Raw genomic sequence first — 15,155 nt, 5'->3', positions numbered from 1 at the left:
CCGGCGCCCGCGAGCCGTACGATTCGCCGGTGCTCGACGCCGCCATCCTCGCCTACTTCGCCGACGACACCACGCGCACCTACCAGCTGGTGCAGTGGCTGCCGGTGCTCGAGCTGCTCGCCGAGCAGCAGCCGGTCGGGGTCGTCGCGCGGGACCCGGAGGCGGCCGCACTGCTGCGCACGCGGACCTCGCTGCCGGTCGCGCTGGCCGAGTCGTTCCCCGAGCTGACCGAGCTGTACGCCGCGGTCGACCCCAAGGTCGTCCTCTACTGCAACAACTCGATGCTGAACTTCCAGTCGCTGCTCCACGCCCGCACGCTGCACGTGCACATCAACCACGGCGAGAGCGACAAGCAGAGCATGGCCAGCAACAACGCCAAGGCCTACGACCGCGTCTTCGTCGCCGGCGAGGCCGCCGTGCAGCGCCACGAGGCCGGCCTGCTCGAGCTCGACACGCGCCGCCTCGTCCGGGTCGGCCGACCCCAGCTGGACCTGCAGCGCGAGCCGCTGCTGGCGCCGAGCACGCGGCGTACCGTGCTCTACGCGCCCACCTGGGAGGGCGACGCGGAGTACAACGACTACACGTCGGTCGACACGATCGGCCCCGACGTCGTGCGCGCGGTGCTGGCCGTGCCCGACGTGCGCCTGGTCTACAAGCCGCACCCCAAGGTCGTCACCAGCGAGACCCCGGCCGTCCGCGGCGGGCACCGCACCGTCCTGGCGCTGCTCGACGAGGCGACCCGCCGCGACCCGGCGGCCGGCCACGCCGCCGTCCTCGCCGGCGACATCCTCGCGGTCATGCCCGACTGCGACGCGATGGTCACCGACGTCTCCTCGGTCGGCCTGGACTGGCTCTACCTGCGCACCGAGCGGCCGATCTTCATCACCGACCGCCACCACGACGCCGACCGCCTGCGGCAGGAGGTGCCGGTCAGCCGCTGCGCCGACGTCCTCGACACCGTCGACGTGCCTGCGCTGACCGAGCTGGTCACGGCGCGGCTCGAGCACGACGAGCACCACCTGGCGCGCGTCGCCATGCGGCACCACTACTTCGACGACCTCCAGGTCGGCGACAGCACCGTGCGCTTCCTCGCCGCGGTCACCGAGCTCGCCGGCCTGCGCGACCACCTCCTCGGCGAGACGGCTCCCGGCACCGCCATCACCGCCTGAGGGGATCTCCCGGCTGGTCGAGCAGCGGCTCAGCCGGCGAGGCGCCCGTGCTCGCGTCGGTGCTGGTTCCAGTGCCAGTGCAGGTAGCGGTCGATGGCGCGGACGACGTGGCTGCTGCGGATCGAGGGGAAGACGTCGAAGGCGTGCTGGGCGCCCGGCAGCTCGGCGTACACCACCGTCCGCTTGGAGGTCCGGCGCAGCTTCTCGACGAAGGCGCGGGCCTGGCTGACGGGCACGAGGGTGTCGTAGGCGCCGTGCAGCACGAAGAAGTCCGGCGCGTCGGGCGTGATCCGCAGGATCGGTGAGGCGTTCTCGAAGGCCTCGGGGTCCTCGGCCCAGGTCTTCTTCAGCACGCGCGGGGCGAGGAAGAGGTCCCGCAGCTGCTCGGCGGCCTTGGTTCCGGTCGAGCCCGCGAAGTCGTAGACGCCGTAGTGCGGCACCGCGACCTGGACCGAGGTGTCGGCGTCCTCGAAGCCGGGCTGGTACGCCGGGTCGCCGGGCGTGAGGGCGGCGAGCGCGACGAGGTGGCCGCCCGCCGAGCCGCCGGTGATCGCGACGTAGTCGGGGTCGCCACCGCGCTCGGCGATGTTGGCCTTGATCCAGGCGATCGCCTTCTTCACGTCGACGACGTGGGCGGGCCAGTCCGAGCGCGGCGAGAGCCGGTAGTTGATCGCGACGCAGACCCAGCCCTTGGCGGCGAGGTGCTGCATGAGCGGGATGCCCTGCTGGTCCTTGTTGCCGATCGTCCAACCGCCGCCGTGCACCTGCAGCAGCACGGGCGCGCCGCCGTCGGGGACACCGTCGGCGGGGGAGTAGACGTCGAGCAGGCCGCGCCGGCCGATCGCGGGGTCGTAGGCGATGTTCTTCTCGACCCGCACACGTGCGTCGCGCATGCGGAACGGGTTGACCAGGCGCCGCCACGGCACCGCGAGGTCGGCGGGGGTGGGCGCGGCGTCGAGCTGCTCGACGTAGTCGGCGCCGAGGCCCTCGACCAGGCTGTCCTCGGCGCCCTGCTGCACGCGGCGGGCCTGGGCCACGAGGTAGGCCAGGCCGGCGCTGCTGGCGGCGGCCAGGGCCAGCCCGCGGGGGTCACGGCGCCGGCCCCGGGCGTGCGCGGCGGCGTCGGCGACGGTCAGCGCCAGCACGTGCGGGGCCAGCTCGCCGACGAGCCAGCCCGCGGCGAAGGCGGGGATGCCGGGACGGAAGCCGGGCAGCGGCCGCAGGGCGTTCGCGGTGAGGGCAGCAGTCACGACCTGACGTCGGAGGAACGACATGCGCACGAGGGTAGTGCGGAGTTGACGCGTGTCACCGACGCGTTCGCGTGACGTCGTACGGTCCGGGCCGTTGAGGACCAGAACACGTTCTACGTCGGATGGAGATGCTCGTGGTGGACCGGCTGTCGGGGCTCGACGCGAGCTTCCTCTACCTGGAGACGCCCGCGCAGCTGATGCACGTCTGCGGGATGATCGTGCTCGACCCCGCGACGATGCCCGAGCCGTACACCTTCGCCCGCCTGCAGCGGACCGTCGAGGAGCGGGTCCGCGACACCCCGGCGTTCACCCGCAAGCTGCGGCGCGTGCCGCTCGGCCTCGACCACCCGATCTGGGTGCGCGACCGGCAGTTCGACATCGAGCGCCACGTCCACCGCCTCGCGCTCCCGCAGCCGGGCGGGCTCGCGGAGCTGACCGAGCTGGCCGGCCACCTCGCCGGGCAGCCGCTCGACCGCTCGCGGCCGCTGTGGGAGATGTGGGTGATCGAGGGGTACGACGCCGGGCTGGGCCACGACCTGGTCGCGGTCTTCATGAAGATGCACCACGCCACCGTCGACGGCGTCTCCGGCGCCAACCTGGTCTCCCACCTGTGCAGCCTCGAGCCGGAGGCCGACCCGCTGGCCACCGCCGCGGACCAGACCTACGGGCGCGACCCCGACCAGCTCGAGCTGCTCGGCCGGGCGCTGCTGTCCAACGCGACGAAGCCGGTGCAGGCCGCCCGGCTGCTCAGCCCCTCGGCCCAGCTGGTCACCAAGACCGTCGGCCGCGCCCGCGCCGGCACCGCCATGGCGGCCCCGCTGACCGCGCCGCGCACGTCGTTCAACGGCACCATCACCGGTCACCGCACGATCGCGCTGGCCGACATGGACCTCGAGCAGGTGCGCGAGATCAAGGCGGCCACCGGCACGACGGTCAACGACGTCGTGCTGACCGTGGCCGGCGGCGCGCTGCGCTCGTACCTCGAGGACCGCGGCGAGCTCCCCGACGACTCGCTGCTCGCGACCGTGCCGGTCTCGGTGCACGGCAGCACGAAGCGGTCCAGCGGCGCCAACAAGGTCTCCGCCCTCTTCGCCAAGCTCGGCACCGACGAGGAGGACCCGCTGGTCCGGCTCGAGGACATGGCCACCCGCAACCGGCACGCCAAGGAGCACCACAACGCGATCAGCGCGGACTCGCTGCAGGACTGGGCGGAGTTCGCCGCGCCGCGGACCTTCGGGCTTGCGGTGCGGACCTACGCCTCGCTCCGCCTGGCCGAGCGGCACCCGGTCGTGCACAACCTGGTCATCTCCAACGTCCCGGGTCCGCCGGTCCCGCTGTACTTCTGCGGCGCCGAGGTGCTCGGGCTCTACCCGCTCGGCCCGGTGTTCCACGGCGCCGGGCTCAACATCACGGTCATGTCCAACCACGGGCACCTGCACGTCGGCGTCATCGCCTGCCGCGAGTCGGTGCCGCACCCCGACGACCTGGTGCAGCGGTTCCCCGCCCAGCTGGCCGAGCTGCGCGCCGCGGTGGCCGCCCGCCCACTGCGTGAGGAGGCCGAGACCAGCTGATCGCTCGGCTGATCGCTCGGGTGACGGTCAGCTGATCTCGGGCAGCTCCTGGGCGGCGCCGAGCAGCGCGCGGAACGGGTCGCCGTGCTCGGCGATCCGGTCCAGCGCCGTGCGGATCGTCCACCGGTCCGGCCGCAGGTCGGGGTCGTCGAGCTCCTCCCACCGGATCGGCACCGACACGGGCGCGCCGGGCGCGGGCCGCGGCGACCACGGGCCGACGAGCGTCTTGTTGACGGCGTTCTGCGTGTAGTCCAGCCGTGCCAGCCCGCCGCGCGCCTTGACCTCCCACTTCCAGCTGACCAGCTCCGGCACGACCTTCCCGACGGTCCGCGAGAGCCGCTCGACCCAGGTACGGGTGTCGGTGAACGAGTAGCCCGGCACGACCGGCACCCACACCTGGATGCCGCGCCGTCCGGTCACCTTCGGCAGTGCGGTCACGCCGAGGTGGTCGAGCGCGGTGCGGTGCAGCCGGGCCAGCACCAGCAGATCCTCCCAGCTGGTGCGCTCGCCCGGGTCGAGGTCGACCAGGGCGTACGTCGGCTCGTGCATCGCCTGGGTCCGCGAGGTCCACGGGTGCCACTCGAGCGCCCCGAAGTTGGCCATCCACACCAGCGTGGCCGGCTCGTCGGCGACGACGTACGCCGTGGTCTCGCCCTCGTCGGCGTCCGGGTTCTCCCAGCAGTCGACCCACTCGGGTGCGTGGTCGGGACGCTGCTTGTGCCAGAAGCCCGGCCGGTCGGCGCCCTCGGGGTAGCGGTGCAGGTTGACGGCCCGGCCCTCGAGGTAGGGCAGCGCGACCGGCGCCACCTGCGCGGCGTAGGCCAGCAGCTCGCGCTTGGTGATCGCCTCCTCGCCGGGGCGGCCCGGGAAGAGCACCTTGTCGAGGTTGGTGACCTTCAGCCGCCGGCCGTGCACCTCCCAGGTGCCGCCGACACCGGGCAGGTCGCCCAGCGCGTCGATCGCCTCGTCGGGGACGCCCGCGGCCGGCGTCGGCGGGACGCCGGCGAGGACGTCGTCGTTGGTCCGGCCGCTCAGCACCGACCGCGGGTGGTCCTCGGGGTCCCAGCCGTCCACGGCGTGCTCGTCGCGCTTGTGCAGGAGCATCCACTCGTCCTTGCCGGAACCAGAGCCCTTGCCCTCGCGGCGGACCAGGACGAGCCGGCCGCGCAGCTTGCGGCCGTGCACCTCGACGTGGAGCTCGCCGGCGGCGACGGCGACCGCCGGGTCGTCGGTGCGGACCGGCTCGAAGGTGCCGGTGTCCCACACGATGACGTCGCCGCCGCCGTACTCACCGCCGGGGATCGTGCCCTCGAAGTGCAGGTAGTCGACGGGATGGTCCTCCACGTGCACCGCCAGCCGCCGGGTGCCCGGGTCGAGCGTCGGGCCCTTCGGCACCGCCCAGCTCACCAGCACGCCGTCGATCTCGAACCGCAGGTCGTAGTGGAGGTGGCTGGCCCGGTGCCGCTGCACCACGAAGCGCGGCGCACCCTCGTCGGTCGCCACGTCGCCGGCGGGCTCGGGCGTGCGGGCGAAGTCGCGCATCGAGCGGTACGTCGCGAGCGGGTCGGTCACGGCCGGTCGGTACCCACCGGCGGTCAGGCTCTCCTGGTCGGCCGTCAGCCGGGCTGCTGCTGCTCCTCGATCTCGCGCTGGTCCGCCGCGCGCTCCCGCTCGCTGACGGTCCGCTCGCGCTCGGCCGACCGCCGGTCGTGCTCGTCGGCGGAGAGGTCGCGGTCGTCGGCCGCCCGGTCGCGCTCGTCGGCGGCGCGGGACCGGTCGTCGGCGGCCTGCCCCGACCAGCGCTCGCGGTCGGCCGCGACGGCGTCGCGCTCGTCGGCCTCGCTCGAGCGCACCTCGAGGTCGATCGCCCGCTGCTCGGTCTCCGCCCGTCCGTCGCGATCGTCTGGGTCTCGATCCTCTGGTGGGTGACCTGGGTCCGTCATCGGATGCACCTCCGCTCCGCATCGTCGCACCCGGAGCGGGGGGCCGTGTGGCCGTGCGTGCCATCGTGGCCGGCATGAGCGAGACAGCAGCAGACGCCCCTGTCGTCGTCGTGACCGGCGCGAACGGCTTCGTCGGGTCCGCCACCTGCACCGCCCTGGTCGAGCGCGGCGCCTCCGTGCGAGCAGTCGTACGCCGTGCCGGCTCGGCGCCGGCGGTGGCCGGGGTGGAGGAGCGGGTCGGCGAGCTCGGCGACCCGGCGTTCGCCGCGTCGCTCGTCGAGGGCGCGACCGCCGTGGTGACGACCGTCCACCCGATGGGCTCGGACCGCGAGACCCAGCACCGGGTGGGGGTCGAGGCGACGACCATCCTCGCGCGGGCCGCGCGCGAGGCCGGTGTCGACCGGCTGGTGCACGTGTCGACCGCGGCGGTCTACGACCGCACGCCCGGGACGGGCGACGTCGACGAGGGCTCGCCGCTGGTCGGCGAGGACGGTGGCGACTACGGCGTCACCAAGCGCGACACCGACGCCTCGCTGGCCGAGGTCGACGGGATCACCCGGGTGCTGGTGCGCCCGCCCGCGATCCTCGGGCCGGGGGAGACCTCGGTGTGGAACACGCTGCGGCCCGCCGCCGTCCGCGACCAGCCGGACGCGCGGCGTACCGCTCCGGACAAGACGTTCGCCTGGATCCACGTCCGCGACCTCGCTGCGTTCCTCGCCGACGTCGCGACCGGCGTGGTGGCCGGGTCCGACGACCCCGGCCGCGGGCCGGTCACCGGCCGCTGCACGCCGGTCAACCTGGCGGCGGAGCCGGCGCGGACGCGGGACTACCACGAGACCGTCACCTCCGCCGTCGGCGTCGAGCCGGAGTGGGTGGACGAGCCGTCGTGGACCGGCCGGATCGTCGCCGACCGGGCCCGCGCCTGGGGCTGGTCGCCGGCGGTGTCGCTGGAGCAGGCGCTCGCCGAGCTCGCCGACGGGCTGCGCTGACGACCGGCGCTGACGACCTGCGCCGGGTCCGCCACGCCTCGGGGCACCTAGGCTCACGCGCATGAGCGAGGAGCGGCCGACCGACACCCGGACGATGCGCGAGCGGATGGAGGCCGGCGAGCTCTACCTCGCCGACGACCCGGAGATCGCGGAGGCGAGCGCGGCGGCGCTGGACCGGATGGCGGCGTACAACGCGACCACGGTGCGCCAGGCGCCGCTGCGCCGCGCGCTGCTCGAGGAGCTGCTCGGGTCGGTCGGGGAGGGCACCGAGCTGCGGCCCCCGGTGCACGTCGACTACGGCACCAACATCTCCATCGGCGCGCGCTGCTTCGCCAACTTCGGCCTCGTCGCCCTCGACGTCGCGGCGATCACGATCGGCGACGACGTGCAGATCGGTCCGAACGTCCAGCTGCTCACGCCTACGCACCCCCTCGAGCCCGGCCCGCGCCGCGACAAGTGGGAGGCGGCGCAGCCGATCACCATCGGCGACAACGTGTGGCTCGGCGGCGGCGCGATCGTGCTCCCCGGCGTCACCATCGGCGAGAACACCGTCGTCGGGGCCGGCTCCGTCGTGACCAAGGACCTGCCCCCGAACGTCGTGGCCGTCGGCAACCCCGCGCGGGTCGTCAAGCAGCTGACCGACGACTGAGCTGGTCCTCTGGAGCGCCCGCCGTCAGGGGCTCAGTGCCGGACGGCGTACCGGGTCATCACGACCCCGCCGGGGAAGGTGAGCGTCTCCACGAGGTCGAGGTCCACGCGCGCGTCCAGCGTGGTGAGGAACGGCAGGCCACCGCCGAGCAGCACCGGGTGGGAGACGACGGCGTACTCGTCGACCAGGCCGGCCCGCATCGCCGCCGCGGCGAGGGTGGGCCCGCCGACGCGCAGCGGCCCGCCGTCCTCGGCCTTGAGGCGGGTGAGCTCGGGGACCGGGTCGCCGGTGACGAGTCGGCTGTTCCAGTCGACCGACGCGAGCGTCGAGGAGAAGACCACCTTCGGGGTGTCCCGCCAGTTGCGCGCGAACGCGACCTGGGCCGGGGTGGCGTCGGGCTGCTGGTCGCCCGTGGGCCAGTAGGAGCTCATCGCCTCCCACAGCCGACGCCCGTAGGCGATCACGTCGACGGCCTGCTCCTCGGCGAGCCACCACGCGAACAGCTCGTCGCTCGAGGCGCCCCACCCGTGGTCGCCGTCGGGCCCGGCGACGTAGCCGTCAAGGCTCACGTTCATCCCGTAGGTCAGCTTCCGCATGCCTCGCGCCTTCCGTCCGTCGGTCCTGGACGAGGTGGACCGGCGCGGTGCGCGGGACTCATCGGGCGGGGGCCGCGAGCGGGGCATCCCGACCGCGTCGGCGGGTACCAGCCCAACCGAGGGCGACACCCCCGACCAGCGTCCTCGGAGGTGCCCGATGTCCGCTCTCGAGCCACAGGAGACCGCGGCCGCCGCGGCGTCGGCCGGCGTGAAGAAGGTGCACCGGTCGTGGGACCGGGTGCTGGTCAGCGCGTTCCTGGCCGGCGCCTACATCGCCTTCGGGGGGATGGTCGCCATCAGCGTCTCCTCGGGCCTCGACCCGGCGACGTGGGGGACGCTGCCGACGCTGTTCACCGGCGCCGCGTTCACCCTCGGCCTGGTGCTGGTGGTCGTCGCCGGCTCCGACCTCGCGACCGGCAACATGATGCTCGTCCCGCTGGGGGCGCTCGAGGGTCGGCTGTCGGTCGGCGACGTGGCCCGCAACCTCAGCCTCGTGCTGGTCGGCAACCTGCTGGGTGCGTTGTTCGTGGCGTTCTTCCTCGCGGTGCAGAGCGGGGTCATCGGCAGCTCGTCGGCCGAGGCGGGCAGCGCCGCGGCGATGACCTTCGAGCGGCTGGCCGGCATCGCCGAGGACAAGGCGACCGCGCACACCGCGTGGGAGACGTTCCTGCGGGCGGTCGGGTGCAACTGGCTGGTCTGCCTGGCGGTCTTCATGTCGTTGGCCGCCCGGTCGGTCGCCGGCAAGATCCTGGCCGTCTTCTTCCCGATCATGGCCTTCGTCGCGATGGGCTTCGACCACGTCGTGGCCAACATGTTCTTCCTGCCGGCCGCGATCTTCGCCGGGGTCCCGGACCTCGGCTGGGGCGACGTGGTGACCAACTGGCTGCTCGCCGGCGCCGGCAACCTCGTGGGCGCCGTCGTCTTCGTCGCGACCTCCTACTGGTACCTCTTCCTGCGCGACGACGAGCCCGCGAAGGACCAGCCGGAGCCCGAGCAGGGGGCCTGAGCAGGGGGCCTGAGCGGGGGCCGTCCCACCGGCCCGGACGCACGGCGACTTCCCCCATGTTGAGGATGCCGGCCGCCCCACCACGCCCTAGGTTCCGACGTCTCGGCATGGTCCGACCGACGCGGCGCAGAGGTGGGGGAGATGACCCAGATCGACGACCCGGAGCGGGCGGACGACGCCCTGGCGGTGCCGTTCACCCCCGGGATGCGGGACAACCCGGCTCAGCTCGCGGAGCACGTGGAGACCATCGCCCGGCAGCCGCTGCCGCTCGCGGACGTCACGGCGACGCCGGAGCAGGAGCTCGCCGCCGAGTGGCGCAACGCGGCGTACAACTGCTTCTCCTCGGGCCACAAGTTCTGCCGCGAGGTCTGCCCGGTCACCCAGGTGACCCGGAACGAGTCGTGGACCCCGACCGCCTTCCACGCCAACGTCGTGGCGATGGAGCAGGGGCAGCTGAGCATCGAGGACGTGGCGGCGGACTACGTCAACTGCACCCAGTGCGGCGCGTGCGAGCTGCGCTGCCCGAACACCCTCTTCACCGGCGACTTCTACCGCTTCCGGACCCGCACCGTCGACGTCGTCAAGGCGGTGCGGGCGCTCGCCGTCGACCAGGGGGTGCACCAGGAGGGCTGGCGAACCTGGAACGCACGCACCGACCAGCTCACCCACGAGCCGGTGCTCGGGGACACACCGGTCAGCCAGGAGCACGTCCGCGACTGGAGCGCCGGGCTCGACCTGCCCGTCGGCGGGTCGACGGTGCTGTTCGTCGACTGCGAGGCCGCGTTCTACCGGACCTCGGTGCCGCGCGCGGTGGCGCAGGTGCTGCAGCTGGCGGGCGTCGAGTTCGGCCTGATGGACGAGCAGTGGTGCTGCGGCGGCCCGGCGGCGGAGATGGGGTACGTCGACCAGGCACGGCGCTTCGCCCGGCACAACCTCGACAGCTGGCGCGCGACCGGCACGACCCGGGTGCTGGTGCTCGACCCGCACGACTACATCTCGTTCACCGAGGACTACCCGCGCTACTTCGGCGAGGAGTACGCCGACATCGAGGTCGTCCTGGTCGTCGAGCTGTTCGCCGAGCTGCTCCGCGAGGGCAGGCTGACGCCGTCGGTCCCGGTCGAGCGGACGATCACGTACCACGACCCCTGTCGGCTCAACAAGCGCAAGGGCATCTGGCGGGAGCCGCGCGAGGTCCTCCGGGCGATCCCCGGGCTGACCTTCCACGACGTGGACCGGGTGACCCAGTGGTCCTACTGCTCCGGCGGCGGGGGCGGGCTCCCGATCGAGAAGCCGGAGCTGACCGAGCGGATCGCCGCCGGCCGGGTCGACAAGGCCGCTGCGCTCGGGGTCGACACCCTGGTCAGCGCCTGTCCCTGGTCCGAGCGGCCGCTCGCGGGCGCGGGCGAGGCCGTCGGCATCGACGTCGTCGACATCCACGAGCTGCTGGCGCTCTCGCTCGGCATCGACGTGGGCGGGACGACGAACGGCGGTGCGCCGTGACGCTCCAGGTCGAGCGCGTCGACGAGGTGGTCACCGCGCTCCGCACCGTGCTGGCCGACGACCAGATCCTCACCTCGCGCGCCGACCGGTTGAACCGGTCCCGCGTGCCGGCGCCGTTCCCCGTGCACCGCTGGGCCGAGCGGATGCCCGACCTCGCCGTGCTGCCCACCAGCACCGAGCAGGTCGCGGGCGTCGTCCGGATCGCCAACGAGCTCCGGGTGCCGGTGGTCCCTCGCGACGGCGGCACCGGCCTCACGGACGGCGCGGTGCCGCTGCGCGGGGGGATCGTCGTCGACGTCAAGCGGATGAACCAGGTCAAGGAGATCGACCTGGAGAACCGCACCGCCACCGTCGGGGCCGGCACCAGCATGCTCAAGCTCAACGAGCAGCTGGCCGTCCACGGCCTGATCTACCCCGACGACCCGGCGTCGTACCCCTGCTCGCTGGTGGGTGGGCGGATCGGCACCAGCGGGTGGTCGCTCATCGGGTCCCGCTACGGGCACACCCGGGACCTCGTGCTCAGCTTCGACCACGTGCTGCCCACCGGCGAGGTGCTGCACGTCGGCGACGGGGTCGGCCAGAAGATCAGCAAGTCCTCGAGCGGCTACCAGCTCAAGCACCTGTTCATGGGCCACCAGGGCACCTTGGGCATCGCGACCGAGGCGACCCTGAAGCTCTACCCGAAGCCCGAGGCCGAGCTGTCGCCGTTCTGGGCCTTCGACGACTACGACGCGGCGTACCGCTGCGTGGGTGCGCTCGCCCGGGCCGGCGTGGCGACCTTCGCGGGTGCGGTGCTCTTCGACGAGTGGAAGGTCGCCTACCTCCGCCGCGACGACGAGGCCTACATCCCGCAGCCGCGCGACGTCCGGGCGCTGGTCTGCGCGGTGCTCTACGGCTACGAGGACGAGGTGCGGGTCGGCGGCAAGCGGCTCTTCCGCATCGCGCGCGAGCACGGCGCCCGCTACCTCGGCGACGAGATCTCCGAGGGGGACTGGGCGGCCCGCCACGACCGGTACGCCACCCCGCTGCACGGCCGCACGAAGGACGGCCAGGTGATCCCGATGAGCTGGCACTGCGAGGACGCGGCGGTGAGCTACACCCGGGTGCCGGCGGTCAGCCGGGCCTGGCACGCGATCGTGGCCGACCTGCGCCGCCAGAGCGACGTCTTCGACGACTGGGGCATGTTCGCCTACACCTCGGCCGACACCGGCGTGGACTACCTGACCGAGATCGACGTCGGGATCTGGGAGCAGCAGCTCGACGACCGGGCGTGGGAGCTGTGGGTCCGGGCCAAGCGGGACATCGCGGCCGCGGCCCTGGCCCACGACGGCTCGATCAGCGCCTGCCACGGGTCGTGCCGGGAGGGCGAGGTGGACCTCGTGCCCTACGAGCTCGGCCGCGGCTTCGACGTGATGCTCGACGTGAAGCGTGCGGTGGACCCGAACAACATCATGAACCCCGGCAAGTACCTCCTCGACCGGGCCTACCGGACCGAGGAGGCGCCATGAGCCCGGAGGAGCACGACCCCCAGGACGGCGGCGGCCGGATCGGCTACCGCTACGCCGAGCAGCACGACCTGCCGCCAGCGGTCCCGGTCACCGACGTCGCGGTCACGACCTTCGAGCACGTCCTCGAGGTCGACCCGCGGCTGATGGAGCGCTGGGTGCAGCAGCAGCAGATGCCTGCCTGGGACAGCCTGCGGATCGTGCACGGCCGGCACGACCACCTCACCTGGATGCACCGCCACTTCGCGGACCGCGTGGTGGCCGGCTCCGGGCTGCTGCACGAGGTCGAGGACGACGACCGCGAGGTCGGGCCGTGAGCCACCGGCTCGGGGACCGGCCGCTGCCGGGCGACCGGCGCCAGCACGACGCCGACGCGGCGACGCTGGCGTCGCTGGGCTACCGCTCGGAGTTCCGGCGCGAGATGAGCCCGGCCGCGAACTTCGCGCTCGGCTTCACCTACCTCTCCCCGGTCGTCGGGATCTACACGTTGTTCGCGGTCGGCCTCGTCAGCGGCGGGCCGGCGATGATCTGGTGGCTGGTGATCGTGGGCGTGGGGCAGCTCCTGGTCGCCCTGGTCTTCGGCGAGGTCGTCTCGCAGTTCCCCGTGGCCGGCGGCGTCTACCCCTGGGCGCGCCGGTTGTGGGGCCGTCGGTGGGCGTGGATGACGGGCTGGATCTACCTCATCGCCCTGCTGACCACCATCGCCGGCGTCGTCTACGGCTCGGGGCCCTTCCTCGCCCAGCTCCTGGGCTTCACCCCCGGGACCTCGTCGACGATCACCTGCGCGCTGATCCTGCTGGCGCTCGCGCTGGCCATCAACCTGATGGGGACCAAGTGGCTGGCGACCGCGGCCGTCGTCGGGTTCTCGGCCGAGCTGATGGGCGCGCTCGCGGTGGGCTGGTGGCTGCTGCTGACCGAGCGGCACCAGTCCCTGTCGGTGATCTTCGAGACCGGGGACGTGGTGGGCCACAGCGGCGGCTACCTCTCGGCGTTCATGGCCGCCGCGCTGATCGGCATCTACCAGTACTACGGGTTCGAGGCCTGTGGCGACGTGGCCGAGGAGGTCCCGGACCCCTCGCGCCAGATCCCGAAGGCGATGCGGATGACGATCTACGTCGGCGGGGCGGCGGCGATCTTCGTGTGCCTGGCGCTGCTGCTGGCGGTCTCCGACTACGCCCGCGTCATCGACGGCACCGACGCCGACCCGGTCACGACGATCCTGCACGAGGCCTTCGGCGAGACCGGCACCAAGGTCGTGCTGGTCGTCGTGATGATGTCGTTCCTCTCCTGCGCGCTCAGCCTGATGGCCGCCGCGAGCCGGCTGCTGTACGCCTACGCGCGCGACGACATGGTCCCGGGCGCCCGCCTGTTCCGGACGTTCCTGCCGGGTCGCCACGTCCCGCCGTACGCGATGGTGGTCGCCGCGGTCGCGCCGGCCGTGATCGTCCTGGGCTCGGTGTTCTCGACGAAGGCGCTGACCTCGATCATCTCCTTCGCCACCCTCGGCATCTACCTCGGCTTCCACATGGTCACGGCCGCCGCGCTGCGCGCCCGCCTCCTCGGCTGGGTGCCGAGCGGGCCGTTCACCCTCGGCCGGTGGGGCCTGGTCGTCAACGCCGCGGCGCCGGCGTACGGCGTCCTGGCGATGGTCAACATGGCGTGGCCGCGGAGCCCGGGCCTGCCGTGGTACGACAACTGGCTCGTCGCCCTCTCCGCCGCGATCGGCGTGGGCATCGGCGGGCTCTACCTCGTCCTCGCGCGTCCCCACGAGCGCAGCGACGCCCTCGCCGGGGACGCGATCCCCGCCCCGGTCGACAGCGACCGTCCCTCCCCGCCCGCCGAAGGAGCCATCCGATGAGGTTCAGCTACGCGATGCTGCCGGACTACCCGCTCAGCGAGTCCCTCGCGTCGATCCAGAAGGCCGACGAGCTCGGCTTCCACGCGGTGTACGCCGCCGACGAGACCTGGCACAAGGACCTGTGGCTGCTCTTCGCGGCGGCCGCGGCGACCACGAGCCGGATCCGCCTCGGCCCGAGCGTCTCGGGGATCTGCCTGCGCGAGCCGACGCTGGTCGCGCAGGCCGCCGCGACCCTCGACGAGCTCACCGGCGGCCGCGCGGAGGTGGCCGTCTCCAGCGGCAACTTCGGCCTGCTCGCGCAGTACGGCATCGACTGGGCCGGCACCAAGCCGCTCTCGCGGGTCAAGGAGGCCGTCCACGTGATCCGCACGCTCCTCGACGACGGCGTCGTCACCTTCGACGGCGACTTCTTCACCTACAACGGCCTGTTCACCTTCGCCCGCCCGGTGCAGGAGCACCTGCCGGTGATGATGGGAGCGATGCGCGGGCCCAAGTCGTTCGAGGCGGCCGCCGAGCTCTCCGACGGCTGCCACCACGCGCTCAGCTACACGCGCGAGGCCTACGAGTACATGATCGAGCACTGCGCGATCGGCGCGAAGCGGGCCGGCAAGGACCTCGACGACCTGGACCTCGGCTCCTGGGTGGTGTTCTCGGTCGCGGAGGACTCCGCCGTCGCCAAGGACGCCGCCCGCAGCATGGTCGGGCTCTACGCGTCCTCGATGCCGCACGAGCAGCTCGAGCGCAACGGCGTGAAGCCGGAGGAGATGGCTCCCATCATCGAGGCGATCGGCGCCGGCGACATGGCCCGGGGGATCGAGCTGACCACCCCGGACATCGCCGACCGGCTCTCGATCGCCGGCACGCCCGAGGAGGTCACCGCCCTCATCAAGGAGCAGATCGAGCCGACCGGGGTCAACCACATGATCCTCGCGATCACCGACGCCGCGCTGGTCAAGGCGCTCATGGGTCGCGAGCTGGAGGGGGTCCCGGACATCAACGCCCAGCTGCAGCTGGTCCACGACCAGGTGATGCCGGCGTTCGCCTGACCCGGGGGCGGTGGGCTGGACCGGCTTGTTAGCGTCGAGGTCGGCTCTCGTCCGGCGCGGAGCCCGCCGGAAC

General features: G+C 73.0%; 14 protein-coding genes. 10 read left to right on the top strand and 4 right to left on the bottom strand.

What is annotated here, in order from left to right; all coding sequences use genetic code 11:
• The first annotated feature begins 29 nt into the window (after nt 1-29).
• Nucleotides 30-1,169 carry a CDP-glycerol glycerophosphotransferase family protein gene (locus QWY29_RS16690; RefSeq protein ID WP_300962192.1) on the top strand — a complete coding sequence of 380 codons (1,140 nt, stop codon included), beginning with the start codon at nt 30-32 and terminating at the stop codon, nt 1,167-1,169.
• A 29-nt stretch (nt 1,170-1,198) separates the two neighbouring features.
• Here the strand turns inward: QWY29_RS16690 and QWY29_RS16685 are convergent, their stop codons facing one another.
• Nucleotides 1,199-2,443 carry an alpha/beta hydrolase fold domain-containing protein gene (locus QWY29_RS16685; protein ID WP_300962191.1) on the bottom strand — a complete coding sequence of 415 codons (1,245 nt, stop codon included), beginning with the start codon at nt 2,441-2,443 and terminating at the stop codon, nt 1,199-1,201.
• Nucleotides 2,444-2,541: 98 nt separating this feature from the next.
• Here QWY29_RS16685 and QWY29_RS16680 point away from each other — a divergent pair, with 98 nt between their 5' ends.
• Nucleotides 2,542-3,990 (top strand): WS/DGAT/MGAT family O-acyltransferase, encoded by a 1,449-nt coding sequence (locus tag QWY29_RS16680; RefSeq protein ID WP_300962190.1) that lies wholly within the window; start codon nt 2,542-2,544, stop codon nt 3,988-3,990.
• Nucleotides 3,991-4,017: 27 nt separating this feature from the next.
• On the opposite strand, the gene QWY29_RS16675 is transcribed toward QWY29_RS16680, so the two are convergent.
• Together QWY29_RS16675 and QWY29_RS16670 are read right to left on the bottom strand one after the other, a co-directional pair.
• Nucleotides 4,018-5,562: a non-homologous end-joining DNA ligase LigD gene (locus QWY29_RS16675; RefSeq protein ID WP_300962189.1), complete on the bottom strand. Its 1,545-nt coding sequence runs from the start codon at nt 5,560-5,562 to the stop codon at nt 4,018-4,020.
• Nucleotides 5,563-5,606: 44 nt separating this feature from the next.
• The gene (locus tag QWY29_RS16670) at nt 5,607-5,843 is read right to left on the bottom strand and encodes a hypothetical protein (RefSeq protein WP_300962188.1); all 237 of its coding nucleotides are present in this window, start codon (nt 5,841-5,843) and stop codon (nt 5,607-5,609) included.
• 164 nt (nt 5,844-6,007) lie between these two features.
• Between QWY29_RS16670 and QWY29_RS16665 the strand changes: the two genes are divergently transcribed.
• Entirely contained in the window at nt 6,008-6,922 is a 915-nt protein-coding gene (locus QWY29_RS16665; protein ID WP_300962187.1) for an NAD-dependent epimerase/dehydratase family protein, read from the top strand.
• A 61-nt stretch (nt 6,923-6,983) separates the two neighbouring features.
• Nucleotides 6,984-7,571 (top strand): sugar O-acetyltransferase, encoded by a 588-nt coding sequence (locus QWY29_RS16660; protein ID WP_300962186.1) that lies wholly within the window; start codon nt 6,984-6,986, stop codon nt 7,569-7,571.
• Nucleotides 7,572-7,603: 32 nt separating this feature from the next.
• On the opposite strand, the gene QWY29_RS16655 is transcribed toward QWY29_RS16660, so the two are convergent.
• Complete coding sequence (locus QWY29_RS16655; protein WP_300962185.1) at nt 7,604-8,167, bottom strand: dihydrofolate reductase family protein; 564 nt, start codon at nt 8,165-8,167, stop codon at nt 7,604-7,606.
• Between the two features lie 157 nt (nt 8,168-8,324).
• Between QWY29_RS16655 and QWY29_RS16650 the strand changes: the two genes are divergently transcribed.
• From QWY29_RS16650 to QWY29_RS16625, 6 genes are all read left to right on the top strand, one after another.
• Nucleotides 8,325-9,173, top strand: a complete 849-nt coding sequence (locus QWY29_RS16650) for a formate/nitrite transporter family protein (RefSeq protein ID WP_300962183.1) — start codon at nt 8,325-8,327, stop codon at nt 9,171-9,173.
• Nucleotides 9,174-9,314: 141 nt separating this feature from the next.
• Nucleotides 9,315-10,673 (top strand): (Fe-S)-binding protein, encoded by a 1,359-nt coding sequence (locus QWY29_RS16645; RefSeq protein WP_300962182.1) that lies wholly within the window; start codon nt 9,315-9,317, stop codon nt 10,671-10,673.
• Nucleotides 10,670-12,181, top strand: coding sequence for an FAD-binding oxidoreductase (locus QWY29_RS16640; RefSeq protein ID WP_300962181.1), 1,512 nt, complete (start codon nt 10,670-10,672; stop codon nt 12,179-12,181). The genes QWY29_RS16645 and QWY29_RS16640 overlap by 4 nt, the downstream gene beginning before the upstream one ends.
• Complete coding sequence (locus tag QWY29_RS16635) at nt 12,178-12,495, top strand: hypothetical protein (RefSeq protein WP_300962180.1); 318 nt, start codon at nt 12,178-12,180, stop codon at nt 12,493-12,495. The genes QWY29_RS16640 and QWY29_RS16635 overlap by 4 nt, the downstream gene beginning before the upstream one ends.
• On the top strand, nt 12,492-14,036 hold the full coding sequence (locus QWY29_RS16630) for an APC family permease (RefSeq protein ID WP_300962179.1): 1,545 nt from the start codon (nt 12,492-12,494) through the stop codon (nt 14,034-14,036). Before QWY29_RS16635 ends, QWY29_RS16630 begins: the two co-directional genes overlap by 4 nt.
• On the top strand, nt 14,033-15,082 hold the full coding sequence (locus tag QWY29_RS16625; protein ID WP_300962178.1) for an LLM class flavin-dependent oxidoreductase: 1,050 nt from the start codon (nt 14,033-14,035) through the stop codon (nt 15,080-15,082). Before QWY29_RS16630 ends, QWY29_RS16625 begins: the two co-directional genes overlap by 4 nt.
• The last annotated feature ends 73 nt before the right edge of the window (nt 15,083-15,155 follow it).

The sequence above is a fragment of the Nocardioides abyssi genome (assembly GCF_030412915.1).
GTDB lineage: Bacteria > Actinomycetota > Actinomycetes > Propionibacteriales > Nocardioidaceae > Nocardioides > Nocardioides abyssi.
The sequence above is the reverse complement of the archived record's forward strand: the minus strand, read 5'-3'. Positions and strand labels throughout refer to the sequence as shown.

Bases quoted from the DNA above. Each gene is read 5' to 3' on its own strand.
- QWY29_RS16685 (WP_300962191.1), bottom strand. From the start codon at position 2,443: ATGTCGTTCCTCCGACGTCAGGTCGTGACTGCTGCCCTCACCGCGAAC.
- QWY29_RS16650 (WP_300962183.1), top strand. From the start codon at position 8,325: ATGTCCGCTCTCGAGCCACAGGAGACCGCGGCCGCCGCGGCGTCGGCC.
- QWY29_RS16660 (WP_300962186.1), top strand. From the start codon at position 6,984: ATGAGCGAGGAGCGGCCGACCGACACCCGGACGATGCGCGAGCGGATG.
- QWY29_RS16665 (WP_300962187.1), top strand. From the start codon at position 6,008: ATGAGCGAGACAGCAGCAGACGCCCCTGTCGTCGTCGTGACCGGCGCG.
- QWY29_RS16680 (WP_300962190.1), top strand. From the start codon at position 2,542: ATGGAGATGCTCGTGGTGGACCGGCTGTCGGGGCTCGACGCGAGCTTC.
- QWY29_RS16635 (WP_300962180.1), top strand. From the start codon at position 12,178: ATGAGCCCGGAGGAGCACGACCCCCAGGACGGCGGCGGCCGGATCGGC.
- QWY29_RS16645 (WP_300962182.1), top strand. From the start codon at position 9,315: ATGACCCAGATCGACGACCCGGAGCGGGCGGACGACGCCCTGGCGGTG.
- QWY29_RS16655 (WP_300962185.1), bottom strand. From the start codon at position 8,167: ATGCGGAAGCTGACCTACGGGATGAACGTGAGCCTTGACGGCTACGTC.
- QWY29_RS16625 (WP_300962178.1), top strand. From the start codon at position 14,033: ATGAGGTTCAGCTACGCGATGCTGCCGGACTACCCGCTCAGCGAGTCC.